This is a genomic window from Oligoflexia bacterium, from assembly GCA_034439615.1.
Taxonomy (GTDB): domain Bacteria; phylum Bdellovibrionota; class Bdellovibrionia; order JABDDW01; family JABDDW01; genus JAWXAT01.
Genome location: JAWXAT010000033.1, coordinates 12,379 through 32,540, shown reverse-complemented (window position 1 = coordinate 32,540; position 20,162 = coordinate 12,379). Strand labels below are relative to the sequence as shown.

The 20,162-nt window shown below is 40.3% G+C and carries 14 protein-coding genes; 4 read left to right on the top strand and 10 right to left on the bottom strand.

The window, feature by feature from the left end:
• The first annotated feature begins 6 nt into the window (after window positions 1-6).
• The 4 genes from trxB (at window position 7) to SGI74_07920 (ending at window position 5,686) form a co-directional block, all read left to right on the top strand.
• Window positions 7-927 carry a thioredoxin-disulfide reductase gene (gene trxB / locus SGI74_07935; GenBank protein ID MDZ4677426.1) on the top strand — a complete coding sequence of 307 codons (921 nt, stop codon included), beginning with the start codon at window positions 7-9 and terminating at the stop codon, window positions 925-927.
• Between the two features lie 123 nt (window positions 928-1,050).
• Complete coding sequence (locus SGI74_07930) at window positions 1,051-1,554, top strand: response regulator (protein ID MDZ4677425.1); 504 nt, start codon at window positions 1,051-1,053, stop codon at window positions 1,552-1,554.
• A gap of 131 nt (window positions 1,555-1,685) precedes the next feature.
• Window positions 1,686-3,845 carry a S46 family peptidase gene (locus SGI74_07925; GenBank protein MDZ4677424.1) on the top strand — a complete coding sequence of 720 codons (2,160 nt, stop codon included), beginning with the start codon at window positions 1,686-1,688 and terminating at the stop codon, window positions 3,843-3,845.
• A gap of 134 nt (window positions 3,846-3,979) precedes the next feature.
• The gene (locus SGI74_07920; GenBank protein ID MDZ4677423.1) at window positions 3,980-5,686 is read left to right on the top strand and encodes a hypothetical protein; all 1,707 of its coding nucleotides are present in this window, start codon (window positions 3,980-3,982) and stop codon (window positions 5,684-5,686) included.
• Here SGI74_07920 and SGI74_07915 read toward each other — a convergent pair whose 3' ends face one another.
• The 10 genes from SGI74_07915 to SGI74_07870 form a co-directional block, all read right to left on the bottom strand.
• Window positions 5,687-6,667, bottom strand: coding sequence for a dipeptide ABC transporter ATP-binding protein (locus SGI74_07915; GenBank protein ID MDZ4677422.1), 981 nt, complete (start codon window positions 6,665-6,667; stop codon window positions 5,687-5,689). It abuts the gene before it with no gap.
• Window positions 6,668-6,669: 2 nt separating this feature from the next.
• Window positions 6,670-7,650, bottom strand: coding sequence for an ABC transporter ATP-binding protein (locus SGI74_07910; GenBank protein ID MDZ4677421.1), 981 nt, complete (start codon window positions 7,648-7,650; stop codon window positions 6,670-6,672).
• The gene (locus SGI74_07905) at window positions 7,647-8,585 is read right to left on the bottom strand and encodes a hypothetical protein (GenBank protein ID MDZ4677420.1); all 939 of its coding nucleotides are present in this window, start codon (window positions 8,583-8,585) and stop codon (window positions 7,647-7,649) included. The genes SGI74_07910 and SGI74_07905 overlap by 4 nt, the downstream gene beginning before the upstream one ends.
• Complete coding sequence (locus tag SGI74_07900; GenBank protein MDZ4677419.1) at window positions 8,585-9,484, bottom strand: ABC transporter permease; 900 nt, start codon at window positions 9,482-9,484, stop codon at window positions 8,585-8,587. The genes SGI74_07905 and SGI74_07900 overlap by 1 nt, the downstream gene beginning before the upstream one ends.
• Before the next feature lie 2 nt (window positions 9,485-9,486).
• Window positions 9,487-10,422 carry an ABC transporter permease gene (locus SGI74_07895; protein ID MDZ4677418.1) on the bottom strand — a complete coding sequence of 312 codons (936 nt, stop codon included), beginning with the start codon at window positions 10,420-10,422 and terminating at the stop codon, window positions 9,487-9,489.
• A 3-nt stretch (window positions 10,423-10,425) separates the two neighbouring features.
• Window positions 10,426-12,210, bottom strand: a complete 1,785-nt coding sequence (locus SGI74_07890) for an ABC transporter substrate-binding protein (protein MDZ4677417.1) — start codon at window positions 12,208-12,210, stop codon at window positions 10,426-10,428.
• Window positions 12,211-12,311: 101 nt separating this feature from the next.
• Window positions 12,312-15,722 (bottom strand): hypothetical protein, encoded by a 3,411-nt coding sequence (locus tag SGI74_07885; GenBank protein MDZ4677416.1) that lies wholly within the window; start codon window positions 15,720-15,722, stop codon window positions 12,312-12,314.
• Between the two features lie 224 nt (window positions 15,723-15,946).
• Window positions 15,947-16,612, bottom strand: coding sequence for an HAD-IA family hydrolase (locus tag SGI74_07880; protein ID MDZ4677415.1), 666 nt, complete (start codon window positions 16,610-16,612; stop codon window positions 15,947-15,949).
• 23 nt (window positions 16,613-16,635) lie between these two features.
• The gene (locus tag SGI74_07875; GenBank protein ID MDZ4677414.1) at window positions 16,636-17,445 is read right to left on the bottom strand and encodes an alpha/beta hydrolase; all 810 of its coding nucleotides are present in this window, start codon (window positions 17,443-17,445) and stop codon (window positions 16,636-16,638) included.
• Window positions 17,433-20,162: a pyruvate dehydrogenase gene (locus tag SGI74_07870; protein MDZ4677413.1), complete on the bottom strand. Its 2,730-nt coding sequence runs from the start codon at window positions 20,160-20,162 to the stop codon at window positions 17,433-17,435. Before SGI74_07870 ends, SGI74_07875 begins: the two co-directional genes overlap by 13 nt.

Sequence of the window (20,162 nt, the reverse complement as noted above, 5' to 3'; positions counted from 1 at the left end):
GATAAAATGGAAAACGTAATTATTATCGGTTCAGGCCCCGCGGGTTACACAGCCGCAATCTATGCAGCGCGCGCTAATCTTAAGCCATTGATGATCGAAGGCCTGACACCAGGCGGACAATTAATGATCACAACCGATGTTGAAAATTATCCGGGTTTTGATAAAGGCGTTACTGGCCCAGAATTAATGGAAATCATGAAAAAACAAGCCGCACGTTTTGATACGCGATTTGTGACAAACAATGTGACTAAAGTTGATTTTTCTAAACGCCCGTTTAAAGTTTGGGTTGAAGATGAAATGTATGAAGCTCAAACTATTATTATAGCTACGGGTGCAAGTGCAAAGTGGCTTGGAATTCCAAGTGAACAAAAATATATGGGTAAAGGCGCATCTGCGTGTGCTACTTGTGATGGCGCTTTTTTTAAGAAAGTAGATGTCGTTGTTGTTGGGGGCGGTGATACAGCGATGGAAGAATCAAGTTTTCTTACACGCTTTGCAAACAAGGTTTATCTTGTGCACAGGCGTGATCAGTTTCGTGCCAGTAAAATCATGCAAGACCGCGTGTTAAAAAATCCGAAAATTGAACCCATATACGATTCTACAGTTGATGAAATCTTGGGTGAAAAAAGTGTTCAATCTGTGCGTATTAAAAACATCAAGACTGGCAAGACTACCGAGCTCAAAGCTGAGGGTTATTTTGTTGCCATAGGACATAAGCCAAATACCGATATTTTTAAAGGCATCATCAATCTCAATGAAACAGGCTATATCATCACTAAACCCGGTACCACGCAGACGAACGTGGCTGGCGTGTATGCTGCGGGTGATGTTCAAGACCACGTCTACCGGCAGGCTGTAACCGCGGCAGGCACTGGATGCATGGCAGCCTTAGAAGCAGAGCGATTCTTAGAAGCCAATCATAGTTAAAAAACATAAGTACTTTCAGTAGTTGGCTACCTCGACCTTTTTGTATTATTTTAGGCTTGAGTGAATTGTTTGTAACTTTCTATACTTAAAAGAAAGACAAAATATTGAAAGGTTAAAGACAGGATGTCGCGCGGTTCAGGTAAATCACTAAATACAAAAAAATTGGTCGATAAAATTGAGAAAATAACTCGTGATAAAATCACCCGTGAAAAGGTGGTTTCGCTCAGTGATTTTCGATCACTCAAGAAAAAAGAAGATCCAAAAACAATTCTTGTTATTGATGATGATGAGTCTATGCGACAAGCTCTCAAGCGTATTTTTGAAGCTGAGGGCTACAGAGTTTTGGTCGCTGCAGATGGTACACAACTCTCTCAAGTGCTTGACGAGGGCCCATTAGAATTGATCGTACTTGATATTGGCCTTCCTTGGATCAACGGCTTTGAACTGTGTAAACTTCTCAAGGAAAATTCAGATCTCAAAAAAATTCCTCTTGTATTTATTTCAGCAAAAACCAGTGAACTCGATGTGCGTAGGGGCTTTGACGTAGGATGTGATGATTACATTAAAAAGCCTTTTAACGTAGATGAGATTAAAAACACCGTTCGCACACTTCTTAAGCTTCGTTAAGCTCACCCACAAAACCTAGTATTTCTATGAAACATATTGCTTAAAATATGCTACAAGAATGAACAAATAAGCATGCTTTGCAGGGTGCTTAACTGCTTTAAATCAAATTGTTAATTATTTTGGAGTAATCAGTGAGAAATTTGAAGTTCGTTGTTCTGAGTCCATTAATTGTGGTCATGGGTCTTTATCAATCTGCACTTGCTGTTGAGATTGGCCCTCAGTGTGATTCCAATCTTGCTCGAATTGTTGATGAGGCCGGTAAAATGTGGCCCTACAACATGGTACCGAAAGAAAAAATTAAAAAAGAATTCGGTTTTAGTCTTTCAAAGAATTTTCTAAAAAGAACAAGATTAGCTTCTACACGATTTAGTTCGGGTGGCTCTGGTTCATTTATTTCACGTAGTTTAGTTTCTACGAACCATCACGTAGCACGCTCTGCACTTAATGCGATATCAAAGCCAGGACAAGATTATGTTCGAGACGGGTTTTATGCAAATTCATTAGATAAAGAAATCCCCATACCTAATCTTTATATTGATGTTTTAAAAATCATACGAGATGTAACTGCTGAAGTAATAGCGGCAACAAAAAACATACCCGAAACTGATTATGCAAATATCAGCAAAGTGCGACGCGAGGTCATTGCTAAAATAGAAAAAGAGGCTATTGAAAACAAAGGCTCAGATACAAAAGTTGAAGTGGTATCACTTTACGAGGGTGGTCGATACAATCTGTACATTTACAAACGTTATACTGATTTGCGTTTAGTTTTCGCTCCTGAGGCTGATATCGCTTCATTCGGCGGAGATGTTGCAAATTTTGAATTTCCTAGAACTAATCTTGATGTAACTTTCTTTCGTGCCTATGAGAATGGAAAACCAGTTAATGTAGATAATTATTTTCCAGTATCTCGTAAAGGGGCTAAAGATGGTGAGCTTTTGTTTATCTCTGGGCACCCAGGGCATACAAATCGTATTTTTACTAAATCAGATTTAGAACACATGAGAAATGTTCTACTTCCTTGGAACTTGGAGTTTTTTTACAGACGTCTTGATGTATTAAGAAAATACGCTTCTCTTGGTTCTGAACAAAAACGCCAGATCGATAAAGAGTTTCAAAGCCTCATGAACTATCGAAAAGTATATGAGGGTGAAATCGCAGCATTTGATCATGACAAAATTATCGAAAAACGTGAAGTGACCGAAAAAGCTTTTAGGGCGCGTGTAATGAGTGATCCTAAACTACAGCAGTATGCTGATGCTTGGAATATTATTGAACAGGTGAATCGTGTTGATACAATGAGTAGAATGCCCCGTATTTTCTTAGATGATGGAATGGGTTTTAATACGTCTTTATTTTCACAAGCTCGCGTACTTGTTAGATTGCCTGTTGAGACTGCAAAACCCAACGGCGATCGTTATGGCGCATATCAGGATGCAAATCTTGAAACTTTAAAAAAATCAATTTTAGAAAAAGTTCCAGTATATCGCGAATTAGAAGTAGCTAAACTTTCAGATTCTTTACAGTTTATGGTTGAGAAATTAGGCGCTGACAATCATTGGGTTCAAATATCTCTTGCTGGAAAATCTCCATCTGATAGGGCAAAAGAATTAATTGAAAATTCTAAGCTTTTTGATCCTGATTTTAGTAAAGCACTTATCGATGGTGGGCAAAAAGCAATTGATGCGAGCACTGACCCCATGATTTTGCTGCTCAAATCTCTTGACGCAGAAACAAGGCGCTTACGATCAGAAAATGAAGATAAAATACAAACACCCTCTATGGTAGCTTACCAAAAACTTGCTAATGCACAATTTGCGATTTTTGGAACAGAGATTACACCTGATGCCACATTCACACTGAGACTTACCTACGGTGTTGTAAAAGGTTATGACGAGGTAAATGGTCAAAAGGTTATGCCTTTTACGACTGTTGCAAATGCGTTCATTGATGAAGCACACTTTAAAGGTGAAGAGCCATGGCGTTTGCCAGAAAGTTGGCACGTGGCTAATGCAAAACTTAATCAAAAAGTTGAATTTAATTTTATCAGTACCCATGACACAATTGGTGGAAACTCAGGGAGCCCTGTTATTAATAAACAAAGAGAAATTGTCGGCCTTCTTTTTGACGGAAATAAACACGGCTTCGGAAAACGTTTTGCATATGATGACACTGATCGTTCTCGAAGTGTGAGTGTTGATATTCGTGTAGTGATGGAGTCACTCAGAAATGTATACAATGCTACGGCACTTGTTAATGAACTTGAGAACCCGAGTATTTCACGTCGATAATCTTGATTTTTTTTGTCTAACAATTAGGCAAATGTCAAGGATCAGCTAAAATACATAAAATTTGAAGCTCTACACCTGAGGCTAATAGGCCCTGCTTTTGCACTCTAATAGAGAGGGGAAAGGTGTGTGATATTATGCGCAGGGTGTCTGGGCGTTTTCTTCTTTTTGCGATCTTTATGACTTCTTTAGCGTGTCAAAATGACCAAGAAATTAATAGTCTCAACATTCCATCAAATCTCTCGTCGCCTGAGACTTCATCAAATAATGCGTATTCAATAAGCGTAAAGCCCAGCACTTCATATAGCCGATCAGCATTAACCCGTATTAGTTATGATTATGCTCCTTCAGCAATGCTTGATGAGAATGGTCGTTACCGTGTTTGGTGGTGCGCTGGTGTTTCTGGTGATTACGTCGGATACACGGAGACTAATTCTCTCGGAAATAGACTCTCAAGTGGTGATGTAAATCAGTATTTTAAAAACCGAGCACAGGGCGATCTAACTTCTGACTTAGCTTCAACTACATTTGATGGTGTTCATGCTTGCGATCCATCTGTCATTAAAGTTCGAAATACTTATTACATGTATTATGGGGGTCTTTCAGAAGATCTCGATGCTCAGTTTCGTCATAAAAGGCAAACTACAATTAACGGACACACAATTAATTTAACTAAATTTCCTACAGACGGTTCTGTAGGTACAACTTATATTGGAGTTGCAAAAAGCAGTGATGGAATTAATTGGGAAAGACTCAGCAATGGTGAACCCATAATCGCCCCCCATGGTAATCCGAGAACTCCAAATACTTTTGCTCAATACGCGAACTTATACGGCGCAGGTCAACCAAGTGCTGTGTATCTCAATGGTTTATTTTACATTGTCTACACAGACACAACGGGTGTGGGAAGTAATTCGGGTAATGGCGCTGGAATCTATGCCTTAAGATCAGCAGATCCGATTTTTAAAACGGGTGTAGAAGAATTGCGTTGTATGGGTGATGACACTCAATTAGCTCCACGTGGAGCGTGTCAAAATCCTTATTGGAAATCACTGGCAAATGGAGAAGCCCCCTCTACGCGTTATGCGGTTCGTGAAACTTTTTCTGTAGATCTATCTTACTCTGATTTATTAAAAAACTTCGTAGTTGCCGCACATGGTGCTCAAGAAAAAACTGAGTTAATATTTTTTACTCTAAACTTTAAATATCAAAAAAGTTTATACGTCGATAGCCCGCCGTGGCGCGATGGCCCAGGTATTGTTCGTAGATCAGATGGTCATTTGCTCCCACCACGAACCACGTCGCAAACTCCCATAAATCATTGTGGCGCAAATATTCCCATTGATCTTATGGGTGGTGTAGGTGGAACAAGTGATAACCCTTCAAGTTGGGATCTCGGTAATTGGGGAGCTACTTTAGAATCTGACGCAGATTGCACACCAGAAACCGCCGGAACTTATTTAGAAAATGCACTTCTTTTATCGCCTGGTATGCCTTTAACTTTTGTCAGTGGTGGAAAACGCGTACAGTTTGAAATAGCTGAACCTACAAATGTACTCTCAAAAAGAGATTATAATATTTCAAATAAACTTTTTCACAAAATTGGACTTGGATTAGAAGTTTATCGAGGATTAAACATGTCTGTCATCGGTGTCAGTGGAGTTGCTGTTCCAGCGGCATATCTTAATCCACAACACCCAAAACAGGGTCGTTGGAATTTAGGCTGCTCTGAACTTGTCAGTAGTAATGGATCAAACGCAAGATTCATTTCAATTGGCGAATATTTAAGTCACCAATTGGGTGGAGAGTTGTTTTGCATTCCACCATCATTGCGACCGATTTGATTATCGACCAAGTGGCGTGACTTTAATACAGCGGGTGTAATGACCATTTGTTGTCTCTTTTAAAATCGGATCTATTTCACGACATGATTGTTCGGCTATGGGGCAGCGTGGATTAAAATGACAACCTGGTGGCGGGTTCACGGGGCTGGGCACATCACCCTTTAAGATTACACGCTGAGATTTTCCACCTACTTTGGGTACCGGTATGGCTGATAACAGCGCTTGAGTATACGGATGTTGTGGGTTTTTGTAGAGTTCCTCAGCTGTCGCCAATTCTACTACACGGCCTAGATACATAACGGCAACACGGGTACTGATATGCTCAACAACTTTTAAATCATGGGCGATAAAGAGATAAGTAAGCCCGAGCTTTTGTTGTAGATCCATGAGTAGATTTATGACTTGTGCTTGAATAGACACATCTAATGCAGAAACCGGTTCGTCACAAACAATGAGGTCAGGATTCACAGCCAAAGCGCGTGCAATACCGATACGCTGTCTTTGGCCACCAGAAAACTCATGTGGGTAACGATCAATTGTTTCTTTGCGAAGACCAACGAGTTCTAAAAGTTCACGAACACGATTGAGTCTGTCAGATTTATTCTCGCCAATTTTATGAATCAAAAGTGGTTCTGAAATAATACTACCAATGGTCATTCGAGGGTTAAGGCTTGCGTATGGGTCTTGAAATATTATTTGCATACGACGTCTTAAGGCACGAAGGTTTTCACCTTTTAAATCTGTAATATCTTTTCCTTCAAAGAGAATTTTACCTTCTGTGGGTTCTAAAAGTCTAATCACACAACGGCCTAAGGTTGATTTCCCACAACCTGATTCGCCAACAAGGCCTAAGGTCTCACCTTTATTAATTGATAGAGTGACATCACTTACAGCTTTCACACTGCCGATCTCACGAGAAAAAATTCCACCCTTGATGGAGAATTCTTTTCTTAAATTTCTTACTTCAATTAAAGGTTCCATGGTTATCCTTGCACCGGATGATAACAGGCGGCAAAATGACCTGGGCGTTTATCCTCAAGGGTTGGTTCTTTTTGTTTACAAATTTCAGTAGCAAATTTGCAGCGATCTTGAAAACGACACCCTACGGGTAAATTAGCCAGTGAAGGCACAATTCCGGGAATTGTTTCTAAACGTGAGCGTCGTTTGCCTGGTTCAAAATGTGGTACTGAATTTAAAAGTCCACTTGTATACGGATGTTTTGGGTGATTAAAAATATCTTCAACAGTTCCGTACTCAACAATTTTTCCTGCATACATTACCGCAACATCGGTGCATGTTTCAGCTACCACACCAAGATCATGGGTGATGAGTATCATGGCCGTGTTTGTTTCTTTTTGTAGTTTTTTTATTAGCTCTAAGATCTGCGCCTGAATTGTGACGTCAAGTGCTGTGGTTGGTTCGTCTGCGATGAGCAGTGCGGGGTTACAACTCAAAGCCATAGCAATCATTACTCGTTGGCGCATGCCCCCCGATAGTTGATGGGGATAATCAGAGATTCGTTTATCAGGGCTATGAATGCCCACGAGATGAAGCATTTCAATTGCTCGATCTCTGATTTGTTTTCGACTCAAACCCACTTGGTGAATTTTGATGGATTCTTCAATTTGATTACCAATTGTAAATACAGGATTTAATGATGTCATGGGTTCTTGAAAGATCATGCCAATTTTATTTCCACGAATGCTGCGCATTTCACGAGCTGATAGATCTAAAAGATTTTGACCTTTAAAAAGAATTTGACCAGATACGATTTTACCAGGAGGTGTAGGAATTAATTGCATAATCGACAGTGAAGTGACAGATTTTCCGCATCCAGATTCACCGACGATGCCTAATGTTTTGCCTTCGTCAACTTTGAAGCTAATATCGTCAACTGCCATGAAAGTACCTTCATGGGTTTTAAAACTTGTTCTTAAATTTTTAACTTCAATAACGGGTGTCATTTATTCTCTGATTCTCCGAATACCGAACTTACAGCAGCGGCCATCATTAAGTCACGTTTAGTCATCAGCCCGAGTTTAATTAATGCATTGGCGAGTGCTTCAACTTTTGATTCTGTGCTTAAATTAACATATGAAGCGTCAAGTGCTTTGTGGCTGACTTCCATTAAATCATTGTATAAAAGTTCTTTGGTATAGAGTTCTTTTTGCAAGGCTTTAGAATCAGAACTTTGTAGCCCAAGCTTAACGATGATTTCTTCTCGGTATTTCTTATCTGAAGTTCCTAAAAATGAAGATGTGGTTGTGCTGTTATCACTATCTGAAAATCGATCAAGTTCGACTTCATTAGAAATTCTTTTGGCTTTTTGAGCTTGAGCCGTTCTAGTTTTATTTGCTTGAAAGGCGATCTCTTCTTCATAGCCACCGGGGCGAATAAGTACAAGTTTTTCAGCCTCTGCTTTACTGCTGACGTTAATACCGCCACTAGATGAATTAAAATATTTTTTTACTGTTTGTTCAAAATCAGGCAGTGAAATAAGCACGGGTGCCACTTTAAGTTTTGATATCTTTTCTGCCATATCGATAACATCGGTATCAAGTGGGTCGACCATGGCCAAGAGCAGGGTCATGCTCCCAGCTTGTTCTTTCATCGCCAACGGAAAAATATGTCGATTTTTAATAACAGACTCACCAATTTTTTTAATCAGTGTAGGATCAAATTTTCTGTCGCTAATGATCGCAGATTTTATACCTAAAGATCTGGTAATGAACTTTTCAAATATTTGATAGGTGAGGAGATCTTTTTGAATAAGATTCACAATCAAGCTAGGTGCGTTGTCCATTGAAGCTTCAGCAATGGCTAAATTAAGTTGATCAAGGGTGATAACCTTTGCAGCTACAAGACCTTCACCTAATTTACGAGCTTGCTCAGTTACCATTATTTGTTCCTGAGCTTTGGATCCAGTGCTTCACGCAGTGAATCTGTAAAAATATTAAAGGCTAAAACGAGAAAAAACATAGCAAACGTGGCAGCGGCTAATTGCCACCATACACCACGGGCTAATTCTAATTTTGCATCATCAATCATTACACCCCAGCTTGGATTCCCGGGCTCGACACCTAAACCAAGATAACTCAATACAACTTCAGTTTTGATACCGACAATAAAGCGAAGGCTAAAGTTAATAAGTATAATATGAAAAACATTTGGCAAAATGTGTATGAACATACGGCGCATGTGACTTGCGCCTAAAGCTTGTGCTGCGTGAACGTAATCACGGTTTTTATGTTTAATAAATTCCCCGCGAATGAGTCGACATAGCCCAACCCACGTGGTGAATCCAATGGCGACATAAACACTCATCAGACCTCTGCCCAAAACAAAGCTTAATGCGATAATTTTAAGTAAATCGGGAATACTATCCATGGTTGTGTAAAACCAAACGATAAAGTCATCAATGATGCCGCCAAAGTATCCAGCTAAAGCTCCTAAGACTACGCCAATAGGGATAGCGATGAGTGAGGTCACCAGCCCTATTGATAAGGCAATGCGGGTACCATGAATTGTGCGTTGAAAAACATCGCGTCCAAAAATATCGGTACCAAACCAATGATTTGATGAGGGTGCGCCATAACTTTCTGGTGTGGTTGTGCCGTAATCTGTAGCAAGTAGACCAAGCCATGCAAGAAGTGCGGTTAAGGCATATAAATTAATAATTACAAAACAAACGATGGCTAATTTATTTTTCTTAAGTCGAATGAAGGCATCGCCCCAAAGACTGCGGGGTTTAGTGCTTGGTATATCAGCAATCGTAATCGCGGTTGCAGCACTCGTCATTTTTACTCCAGCTTAATACGTGGATCTACCAATGCATAGGCCACGTCGGAGATAAGGTTAAACACAACATAAATGATTGATCCGATAAAAGTCATCGCCTTAATCACAGGAAAATCTGAGTTTTGAATGGCTTGAACTGTCATTCCGCCCAACCCTGGAATTCCAAAGAAATTTTCAAGTAGTAAAGAACCTGTGTATAAAAATGGAATTTCCATAACGATATTTGTGATGATGGGGATCATTGCATTTTTTAGAACATGCTTGAGCATGACAAATTTTTCTGACAAACCCTTAGCGCGTGCGGTGCGCACATAATCTTGAAACACTTCATCTAAAATGACTGTGCGATAAAGTAGAATTTCATTTCCTACGCTGATGATAATCCAAATGATCATCGGTAAGACGAGATATTCCCACCGGCCCGTCCAGCTTTGGTCATACCCAGAGATGGGAAACATTCCTAATTTGAAACTAAAGTAATACTGAAAGAAAATAATATAGGCCAAGATACTAATGCTTAACCCCGCCAGACACATGACGACTAATATTTTATCAAAGATGGTATTTCGTAAAAAAGTCGCAATTATGGCTATGAGAATGGCAATAATAATAGAAATCGTAAACGCCGGTATCGTAAGGCTGAGTGTGGCGCCAATACCATGGTTTACCATCTCACTGATTTTTTGATTCGTAGACCAACTTCTACCAAAATCAAATGTTACGCATTGTTTGAGATAAAAAAGATATTGATCAAATAGGGGGCGATCAAGACCAAGTTCTTTGGTCATGATTTTAATTTCTGCTTCGGAACCGTGTTTTCCTAATTTTTGATAAACGGGGTTTCCGCCCACAACGTTAAATAAAACGAAAGTGAGGAGCGTAACCCCAAATAATATTGGAATAATATAAAGTATGCGTCTTATTATGTAAGCAAACATTCCTTATAATTTCTTTTTGAGTTCAGCTTTTGCCTGTTTATCGATTTTAAAATACTTAACGTAATTTAGATTAATCAGATTGTGTTTAAAGTTCTTTAGCCATCCATGATTGAGCCAAAAACCTTTGCGATGCACGTTGTAAATGCAAGGCATGTCTTCGTTCAGCAGGAGCACCATCTTTTGGTAAATCTTGCTACGAGCAGGGGTGTCTTGCATAACTGTAGATTGTTCATAAAGTTTATCAAACTCAGGGTTTTTGTAATTTGAGTGATTAGGCCCGGGGCTTGCGTTGCGACCATAGGAGAGTTGTAAGAAATTTTCTGCATCTGGATAATCTGCTGACCATGCCATTCCAAACATCTGAGCTTTGCGTGTTTTAATTTTATCTAAAAACTCAGGCCAGGTGTTCATATTGATTTTCAATTTAACGCCAATTTTTGCATATGATTGCTGCATGTACTCTGCAATTTGACGTGCTGTTGAACCGCTATAAGTCTCGTAATTAATCTCAGGTAAATTTTTTCCTTCAGGATACCCTGCTTTTTTCAAGAGCTCCTTTGCTTTGGCCAAATCATAAACTTTATAAGGATTTTTTAATTCAGGATCATACCCATTAATGCCTGGAGGAATGGGGCCTTGAGCTGGTAGTGCAGCGTTTTTATAAAATTTAACATTGAGTTCATTAACATCAATGGCAAGAGCCATGGCTTGTCTCAGAAATTTGTTTTTACCGACTATAGCATCATCTATATTAAAACATTCATAGGTGACATCAGGGTCAACCCACTTGGTGAGTTGTACTCCTTGATTTTTCATTTCAGCATTGAGTTCACCATTTTGAACACTTGAATCAAAGTTATCTTTGGGGATTTCAGCAATGTCAAAAATTCCTTTACGAAAGTTTAACCAACGGGGTTGGTCTTCAACAATTTCTGTGAAGACAATGCCGTCATTTAAAGGCAGTCGTTTACCGGCATCTGCTAGACGGCCTTCTTTTTCATCTTCGGGCTCGCCCTTACTTGGATAATAATCTTCATAATAATTTGGATTTTTTTCTAATACAATTCGAGCATTGCGTGTCCAGCTCTTAAATCGATAAGCCCCAGCGCCTACAGGGTGATTTTGAAATTCTTTACCGTAAGCTTCAACTGCTTCACGGGGTAAAACCGTAGTGGGAACCATTGTTAAAACATAGAGAATTTGTGGGTAGGGTTTTTCTAATTGAATTTTCAAAGTATATTTATCTGGTGCACTTAAACCGGGAACGGGTTTTGAATAATCAGCAGTGCCAGCTTTTGCGGCATCGTCTCGCCACTGTGTCATGCCTTTGATTTTTCCGTCGAAGATCCAAAATGCGTCTGAGCGAAGTGTAGGATCAGCAAGTCGTTTCCAAGAATAAATAAAATCTTCAGCTGTGACTTCACGACCTTTCCCTGCAGTTTCTTTAAAACTTGGATCATCGTGAAATAAAATTCCTGGTTTGATTTTGAAAGTATAAGTGAGGCCGTCTTTAGAAACAGTCGGCATTGATGCTGCCATCAATGGTTCTACTTTGATGGGGCGTTCGAGATAACTGTATTGCATCAAACCATCAAAGATTTGATCCATGACAGTTCCGCTATAGAGATCACCAGAAATAACTGGGTCAAACCCTTTTACGTTGGCCTTGAGAGGTATGTGCGCAAAACCTTCATATGCCGTATCATCTTTTTTCTTAGTGCAGCCGGTGAGAATAAAACTTGCTGAAACTAAAAGTGCAATCAATGAAACATGAATTCTTAAGCCCATATGACCCCCCTATAAGAAATTCAAAACCCTACTTAAGTCGTAGTAGACGCAATTTAGAATGTCAAAGCAAAATCGGAGGTTTGACGCGTCACGCTAGCGTCTTATTTGAACAGTCTTGAAAAAAGAGACTTACATTTTTCGGATTGCAATGTGCTAGCTGAAGCGGTTTTGGCTTCTGCACGTTTTCTCCGCCATTCAGGAATTTTATTGATGATGAGTTTTTGAGTAAAATACGACGTTGTATACATTGTTGCTGAAGTGAAAAACAGCGGGATCAAAGGCATCGATGCGCCCGAAACAAAAAGTGCCCCAGAGAGATATGTGGCTGTGAGTGAGCCTAAAATGACAAAAATATTACTCACCAGTCTGCTTGGAGCATTTTTAAAAGGCGCGTTAAGTTTTGTGTATTCGAGTAATTCTTGAAGTGCAACTTCACGTTCTTCTGGTGAAGATTTAAAAATTTCTTCAGAGCTTTTGAGTGTGTCTGAAATTTCTTGAGGCAGTTTTTCAGTATTTTCATAAAGTTCCACAAGCTCTTGAAAACCATCTTGAGCAAGGCGATCATCTTTTAGATTGAGCCCTTGACTAAGTTTTACCTGGGCGAGTTCGAATCTCTTATTTGGCCCGGCAAATTTTTGTTCATACATCTGACTGCCGCGATCAACTATATGTAATACAAACACATAGGCCCATTGGCTCCAGATTGTATAGACAGCAAAAAGCCTAAAAGCATCAACAGTTGAATCTCCGCCGAGTACCATGCGTGTACTCACCATAAAGATCATTGGCGCTTGAAATGTTTTAAGGCGCGAAAATATAGAGCGTAAGAAAATACTTGGATAATCAGCCTTAGGTAGGTTGGTTACTTCTTTAAATAAAGTGCGCCCACCCTCTATAAGACTTTCTGGGTGAATAGCCGTTTTGAGTGTCATGGTTTCAATGGGGCTATAGTTACCCTCACTGACACTTCCGGGGGGTTGATAAACCATGGTTAGTGCTGCGGGGTTCATGAGTTGGCTTCGAAGCATATTCATTTTGTCGCCAAGTTGTTTTTCACCTGTCCATAGAACTCCATTGGGGTCAGCGGCAAGAGCCCCTTTGTTACTAAGGTCAGCGCGTTTTCCGATCAGGCCTTCTTGAGTTATGGTCAAAAGATATTCTAAAACAAATCGACGCCAAAACTGGTTTTGCACAAATTCATTGGGTTCAACTGTTCTTAAAAAAGCGTTTTCAGCTAATCCAAAGTTAGCTGTGCCTTTTAACATTTTTGCTCCAAAACCATTAAATCGTGCTCGTAATTGAGTAAGTTTTGGATGTTTGTTTGCAAAAGTTCTTACTTCATTTGCGGTTTCATCGGCCATGAGAATGTATTGTTTAAGTTCTTCATCAGTGAGTTGTGAAAAATCTAAGCCTTGAGCCTTTGATGAATTTAAAATCTGATTTGTAACCTCAGCTGCAACAATGGCCCATTGTTGGTGAAATTTCTTATCACTGATAATCGCAAGCGCTGATTTATCGGCTTCGTGTTTTTCACCCTGAACAACCAGCATCGTCGGTAAATCTATTTGAAATTGTTCACTGACAACCATATTTGCAACAAGGCCTGCGACAATTTTAGCATTAGCTCGTTGTCTCGCCATTTGAGAAAGCGCTTGATTTTGAAGCGCTGCTTTTTCAGCCCTATCTTTTGCAAAAGGATTAATCAGACCTAAGCGTAATCCTTCTTGAAGATTAAGTTTTTGCCCAATGGGAGAACTGGGTTTAATTTTTGCCAGTGGATTTGCCCCAGTACCAAGAGCGCGCAAGAAATTTGGTTGGCCAGTCATGCTGGCTACTCGGTGAAAAAAGGGCAATTGAAAAAATGCGTAAGACCTTGTGCCAAGCGCGCCGAGTTGTTTTCGAAATGTCCAACCTGTGTTGCGTGCGGTAAGGGCTCCAATTGTCCACGCAACAACAACAAATGAGCCCATTGATAAAAGACTCTTCATTAAAGTAATGCGATAGGCGGGGTATCCATCTTGTCCGGAGACTTTTAGAACTTCAGGCAATGCCTCAAAAAGTTTATTTGAAATTGTCACAGCCCACGCAGGGCCACTATCACCGAGTAAATAAGTTGCGCCGGCAGCTGCAGCTCCACCAATGGCAAGGGCTGCTATAAGTTTCATGGCTTTTGAATGCATGACTCGATAAAACGTACTCTTAATAGCCTCTTGCTCTTTGAGCATATTTTTTGTGAGTTCTTTCCATTGAGGCCCAAGATCATTGGGGTTCACAGCTGGTGCATCTTTTATGAGTTTAGTTTTTTCTGATTGCGCAAGTAGCTTTGTAAAAGATTTTTCCCATTCTCCGATGACAAATCTATCTTTGAGGTCTTGAGTTGAAGCTTGTATGGTTTTAATACGAAGTAGAAGTTTTTGAATTGTGACTGTAGAAATTCCGCTCAGAGCTTTAACAACATGTGGATTTATTTCATTTGTTTCAAGATTTTGAGCGAGTGCCGCTTTTGCAAAAGCAGGGTCTTTGAGTAGAGCGATTAAACCGCTTTCAACACTTGCGTTATGTTCGCTCGGCATAATGGCATAGGCCTGCCATGTTAAGAGAAGTGTTCCGATAAGAACATAACTCATCATTACTTGACGGTCATAAATTCCAACAAGGTTTCTACGCCCATTTATTTCTTGATAAATTACCGCATCGCCTGCAGAAAAAATCGCTTTCTCACGATCAAGTGGGATTGTCGCTTGCGGGTCAAGATACATGTTCTCGGCAGGAAATGGTTTTAGGCCGCGCGTGAGAAATGTAGTTTTTGTGGGTTGGTTTAAATTAAAGTTTTGTGAAATTTCACCCACTGGAAATACAGGAACAGAATTTTTAAAACCTGCTACTGCGATATAACCCATATCAATGGCATATATTTTACCCGAGGAGTCCACAAGAATCAGAAGTTCTCCGTCACGCGCATGGCTTACAATATCAAGGCCTTTAAAGACGTGACGAACGGTATTCTTTTTTCCGATGATGTAATTTAAAACTTTATATTGTCGGGCTTTATTGATGAGTTTTTGGGGAGCCAAGAGAGAGAGAAATCCGTAGAGCTCACCATCTGTGCTTTCTGTTTTAAGTGCGAGGGTGTGATTTTCTCGATCTATTTCAACTTCAAGTTTTGCGACTTCAAAACCTACGGTGGGCAAATTGATATTGATGTCATCAAGTGCAAACTCAACAGCTTTTGAACCATCTGTTTGAATTTGAAAAGTTTGGCCAGCAAGTCGAAATGTATCTGAGCTCTTTTTGGGATTTGTACTTTCATCGGCTTGGCCTAATTCTGTGACTAGTCCCTCAATTTGAGTGAGGGTGTTTTTAATTTCTGGGTTTCCAAAAATCGTTTCAGATGCCGAAGGTATTAGAGGTTGGTTTTTGTTTTCAGTATTGTGGTCAGAAGCTACGGCGTAAGTAGTTAGTGGAGCGAACGCCATTTGGAATGCTAAAATACAATGAATTAGTAATTTCATTACCTGTCAGACTCCCCCGTTGATTGATACTCTGAGAACGTTAAATTTCAATAAACAGGCCATTGTTATTAATGGTTTATGACGCGGCGGCGGATTCTCTCTTCAAACCAGCAAGGGGTGAGTATTGAGGTTTAAAATGGGGATGCAAATTGGCATGTGTGGGAGCTGTAAAAGGGTGGACAGACCTATAAAATATTCATGTGAATTTGGAGGCAAAACCGGCTTTAAAACAACGCTTTCATTGTGACGGTGAGTTCATCGAAGTGATCGATGAATTTTTCTGCACCATGGGATTTGAGATTATCAATTGTGTTGTATCCAAAGGTCACGCCAATGAAATGTGTGCCTGCAGCGCGCGCGGCCTCAATGTCTTGTCTGCTATCACCAATCATAACTGTTTCTTCGGGTTTTACTTGGGCGAGTTTCATCATTTCAAGAAGCGGTTTTGGATGTGGTTTTTTGACCTCAAAAGTATCGGCTCCATAAATTTGAACGAAACGCTCTTCAGGTACTCCTAGGCCTTTGATTATTAGGCGCGCTTGGCGTTCTTCTTTGTTTGTCACTACACCGATTTTTTTATGTGATTCTTTTAGAAACTCATTTAGAAAATTCAAAGCACCTGGGTAAAAAACGGTAGATTGTAAAAGCATTTCTTCATAGTGATTGCTAAAGCGATCAAAAACTTCTTTTACAAATTCAGGATCCGCTTGCCGGTCACCTGAGATGCCTTGAATAAAGTGTTTGCGGCCATCGCCGATGAATTTTTTGATGGCCTCAAAGGTAAAGGGCTCTTTGCCATAGTGGCCGATGGCTTTATTGGCAGCATCCATAATGTCTTGTGCTGAATCAACCAATGTTCCGTCGAGATCGAATATTATAAGTTTAATCATTTGTGATCCTTCAAAGTTATATTTTAACCAAGCTTGTTATCGCGTAAAAAATTTTTCACCGCTGTTTCATATGCTGCTGGATCATTTTTTAGCCCAGTTAAATGCCCAGCTTTTTCTAAAATGCATTCGTTGTAATTTGTAAATCCAATTCCTTTAAACACAGGACTGATTTGCTCAGGGGGCACAATTCCATCTTTTGCTCCTTGAAGCGACAAAATAGGAATATCGGGCTTGTGATGAACGATGTGAGAAAGCCCGCGGCGAACATTGTTTTTGTGATTGAGATCCCAGCGAGTCATCATAAAGGCTAATATAAGTTCTCGCGGCCAAGTGGATGTCATGCCATGCAATTCTTTAAGCATTTCTCGTGTGCACCACCACGGATCATAAAAAGGGCCTGAATCACAGATATAGGCTTCTATATCAAAAACATTTTTCTTATACCGTGAGGCGATAGCTCTAATAGCGCATGCACTTGGGCCAGAAAATGCGAAAATGATTTTTTTACGATCGCCCAATTGATCAAGAACATTTGTTACTTCAATAGACCAACTTTTTTGAGCGCTCCACATAAAAAGAATTCGTGGAAAATTATGAATGACACTTTTAAGGTTTATTCCGTCATGGGTGAGATTAAAAGTCACGCAGTCAAAACCTAGTTTGGTGGCAAGTTCTGCGTGGCGCCTGAGGGTTTTTTCACTTCCCCCGTAATGGTGAACAAATACAATAATGGGTCTGTTAGCAGGTTTATGCGTAGAATCGGTATCAGCCAGATGTAGCGTGTAGGGATGTAACTTAGATTTTCTTGTAAGTAGTTTTTTTAGTGAGGCCACAACTCTTTCCAATTTTGGTGAGCATTTGTTGAGCCTTGTTGAGCAGCTTGTTCAATAACTTGATGTGAAATAACAACTTGTTCAAGTGCTGTCTCAGCTAAGACTTTTCCACAGGCTTCATAGACTGCATCACTGTCGATGTGATGATAATGATAAATCTCAACGGGGCGCCCGCTCTTAGAATGATGACGAACAGCCAAAGATTCTTGTTTTACACCGACGATACTCCCAATGTTATCGAGCAAACCTGGTTCGCCATCATGAACACTTACACAGGGAACGCGGCGGCCAGCGAGAGTAACCACATCTGCCGGGCGTGTATCGCCGTTTAGATGGGGTACTAAATGCAGATTGCTGTTAATGCCTAACGTGTTTTTGAGGTGATGATATTGATTTTCATAGGCAAGATTTCCAACAAGAAGATCGGGTGAACTCACCATAATAACATTTGCGTAAACCCCTTTTTCTAAGAGCTTATCGCTGGCTTTTAAGGCCTCAGTACCCATTGTGCCCATAGCAAAAATATTCACCACATTATCGCCAGGTTCGTAACTTTCATACCCGCTGTAATCTACAAGATAATAAGCTCCTGCTAAAACGTCTGTTCTTAATTTACGAAGAATTTCTTCATCTGATTGATCATTGTATCGTTTTTGTTTGCGTAGGCGATTGAGCATTTCTGGTTGTTCAATGCCACGAGTAACGAGTCTTAATACAACTCCTGTGCGACCTTGATTGGCGTTTTCTAAATGCAGACGAATACTTTCGCTAAGAATCCAATCAAGTTCCACGGCAAACATGGGTTCCCATGTGATCATGTTGGGAATTTGAATATCACTCTTCCAGCCGTGCTGCGCACCTTCAGGGGAAAGTGATACCCCTGCTGGAGTACCAACTAAGATAAAACTTGAGTTCCAATAAAGATTATAAAAAAGTTGATCAAGGGCTCGCTTAATAAAAAAATCATAGACAGTCATAAGTGGAATAACAGGAATGCCTGTGATTTCTCGCAGCTTGCCGTAACTTCCGACACACGACATGGTGTTGCCTTCAGCAATTTCAAAACGTAAATGCCTGTGCGAAATCTCTTCGCCCGGTACAATGTCAGGACTCTTTGTGTCTTTGACATTATAAGTTGTTTCGAAATCCTCGACGATATCGGGGCCAAATATTTTGCCGTCCATGGTGGGATTGAGATTTGTACTCGTGCCAACATCTGGCGCCATGGTTACAAGGAGTTCACTGGCAGTTTTCCAGCGAAGTTCATCTTCGGTGAGTGGTTTTTGTTTTTCTTTAAGTTTAGTTGGGTCTTTTGGAGTATTAGAAATACGTGTGAGTTTTGCTGCTAGTTGGCCGAGCATCCATTGTGTGTGAACAATGGGAACCATTTTCAAATTAATGTTAAGTGCCTCGGGAACCCCATTTGTTTGTTCGTGTTGTTTTGAAAAAAGTTTTTCATTGCGTGCCTTGATGGCAGCCTGTTCTTCATAACCTTTAAGAATATAGTCACCACGCTCTTTTAAAAACTTTGCCTCAGGTGAATTTGCTGGGTATCGAGCAAATACATCATCACTTGGTATACCTTGAGTTTCGCGTAGTTTTATAATTTCTGCATCATCGGGGAGCATGCTGTGATTCCCGCTAACAGCGAGGCACTCAAGGTTCCAACCTTTAACTGTGTGTGCTACGATGAGTGTGGGTTTTCTTTTATTTACCTTTGATTGTTCAAACGCTTTAATGAGCTCACCCATGTCATGGCCGCCCATATCGATAAATAATTCTACAAGTTGATTGTCTTTAAATTCGCTCAGTAAAGTTTTAAGTTTAGGCTGTTTTTTTACAATGGCTTCGCGAATGAGATTTCCATCACGACTTACGAGTAAACATTGATATTCATAATCATCAAAACCTGATTCAAAAATATTTTGAAGAAGATCTCCATCTTTTTTTGCAAAAGCCTCGAAGCGTTTGCGGCCGTGCCTGACTTGAATGACTTCCCAACCATTGGCAATAGCGGTGCGTTCGATGCGATCATCGTCGGTACCATTCATGATGTCTCTATTTGTGATGCGATGGCCATCAAGTGATTGGCGGTTGTAATCGACGATCCAGGTGAGGGTTCCGATTTCTCTTTCGGCAGCATCGGGCATGGCTTCATAGAGTGAACCTTCGCGAAATTCACTATCCCCAATCAACGACCAGAAATGTGCATTTTTGGGAACTTCATAGCCATGTTCTTCAGCAAAACGGTAAGCGTGGGCGAGATATGCGGCCATGACGGGTGGGATGCCAACACTTCCTGAGGGGAAAAAATTTAATCCGTCTGGATCCCATCCGGAGTGATAACTTTGAAAAACAGGCTCGCCGTCATTAGAAAATTTTCTTAAACCCTGCATAGCCACTTTCATGGCGTCATCACTGAGACGGTTGAGAGTTTGATGTTCAAAAAGATTTTTTAAAAGATAATTGTAAGAGTGATCAGCTGGGCTTGCATGTGGCTTGATAGCCAAATGATCTTGGGGTTCTTTTACCCATAAGTGCAAAGTACCTAAAATATGTAGCGCTGAAGCAGAAGCGGCTGGATGCCCCCCAACTTTTGGGTCGGTACGGTCATGCTCTCTTTTGTGATTAGCGATGTCGATCATCTGCATCGCATAATAGTGAGCGCGGCGCGCTATGGTTTCGAGTAATTCAATATTTGGTTTTTGATTTTTCAA

Bases quoted from the DNA above. Each gene is read 5' to 3' on its own strand.
- SGI74_07900 (MDZ4677419.1), bottom strand. From the start codon at position 9,484: ATGACGAGTGCTGCAACCGCGATTACGATTGCTGATATACCAAGCACT.
- SGI74_07930 (MDZ4677425.1), top strand. From the start codon at position 1,051: ATGTCGCGCGGTTCAGGTAAATCACTAAATACAAAAAAATTGGTCGAT.
- SGI74_07880 (MDZ4677415.1), bottom strand. From the start codon at position 16,612: ATGATTAAACTTATAATATTCGATCTCGACGGAACATTGGTTGATTCA.
- SGI74_07885 (MDZ4677416.1), bottom strand. From the start codon at position 15,722: ATGAAATTACTAATTCATTGTATTTTAGCATTCCAAATGGCGTTCGCT.
- SGI74_07910 (MDZ4677421.1), bottom strand. From the start codon at position 7,650: ATGACACCCGTTATTGAAGTTAAAAATTTAAGAACAAGTTTTAAAACC.
- trxB (MDZ4677426.1), top strand. From the start codon at position 7: ATGGAAAACGTAATTATTATCGGTTCAGGCCCCGCGGGTTACACAGCC.
- SGI74_07890 (MDZ4677417.1), bottom strand. From the start codon at position 12,210: ATGGGCTTAAGAATTCATGTTTCATTGATTGCACTTTTAGTTTCAGCA.
- SGI74_07905 (MDZ4677420.1), bottom strand. From the start codon at position 8,585: ATGGTAACTGAGCAAGCTCGTAAATTAGGTGAAGGTCTTGTAGCTGCA.
- SGI74_07915 (MDZ4677422.1), bottom strand. From the start codon at position 6,667: ATGGAACCTTTAATTGAAGTAAGAAATTTAAGAAAAGAATTCTCCATC.
- SGI74_07920 (MDZ4677423.1), top strand. From the start codon at position 3,980: ATGCGCAGGGTGTCTGGGCGTTTTCTTCTTTTTGCGATCTTTATGACT.
- SGI74_07895 (MDZ4677418.1), bottom strand. From the start codon at position 10,422: ATGTTTGCTTACATAATAAGACGCATACTTTATATTATTCCAATATTA.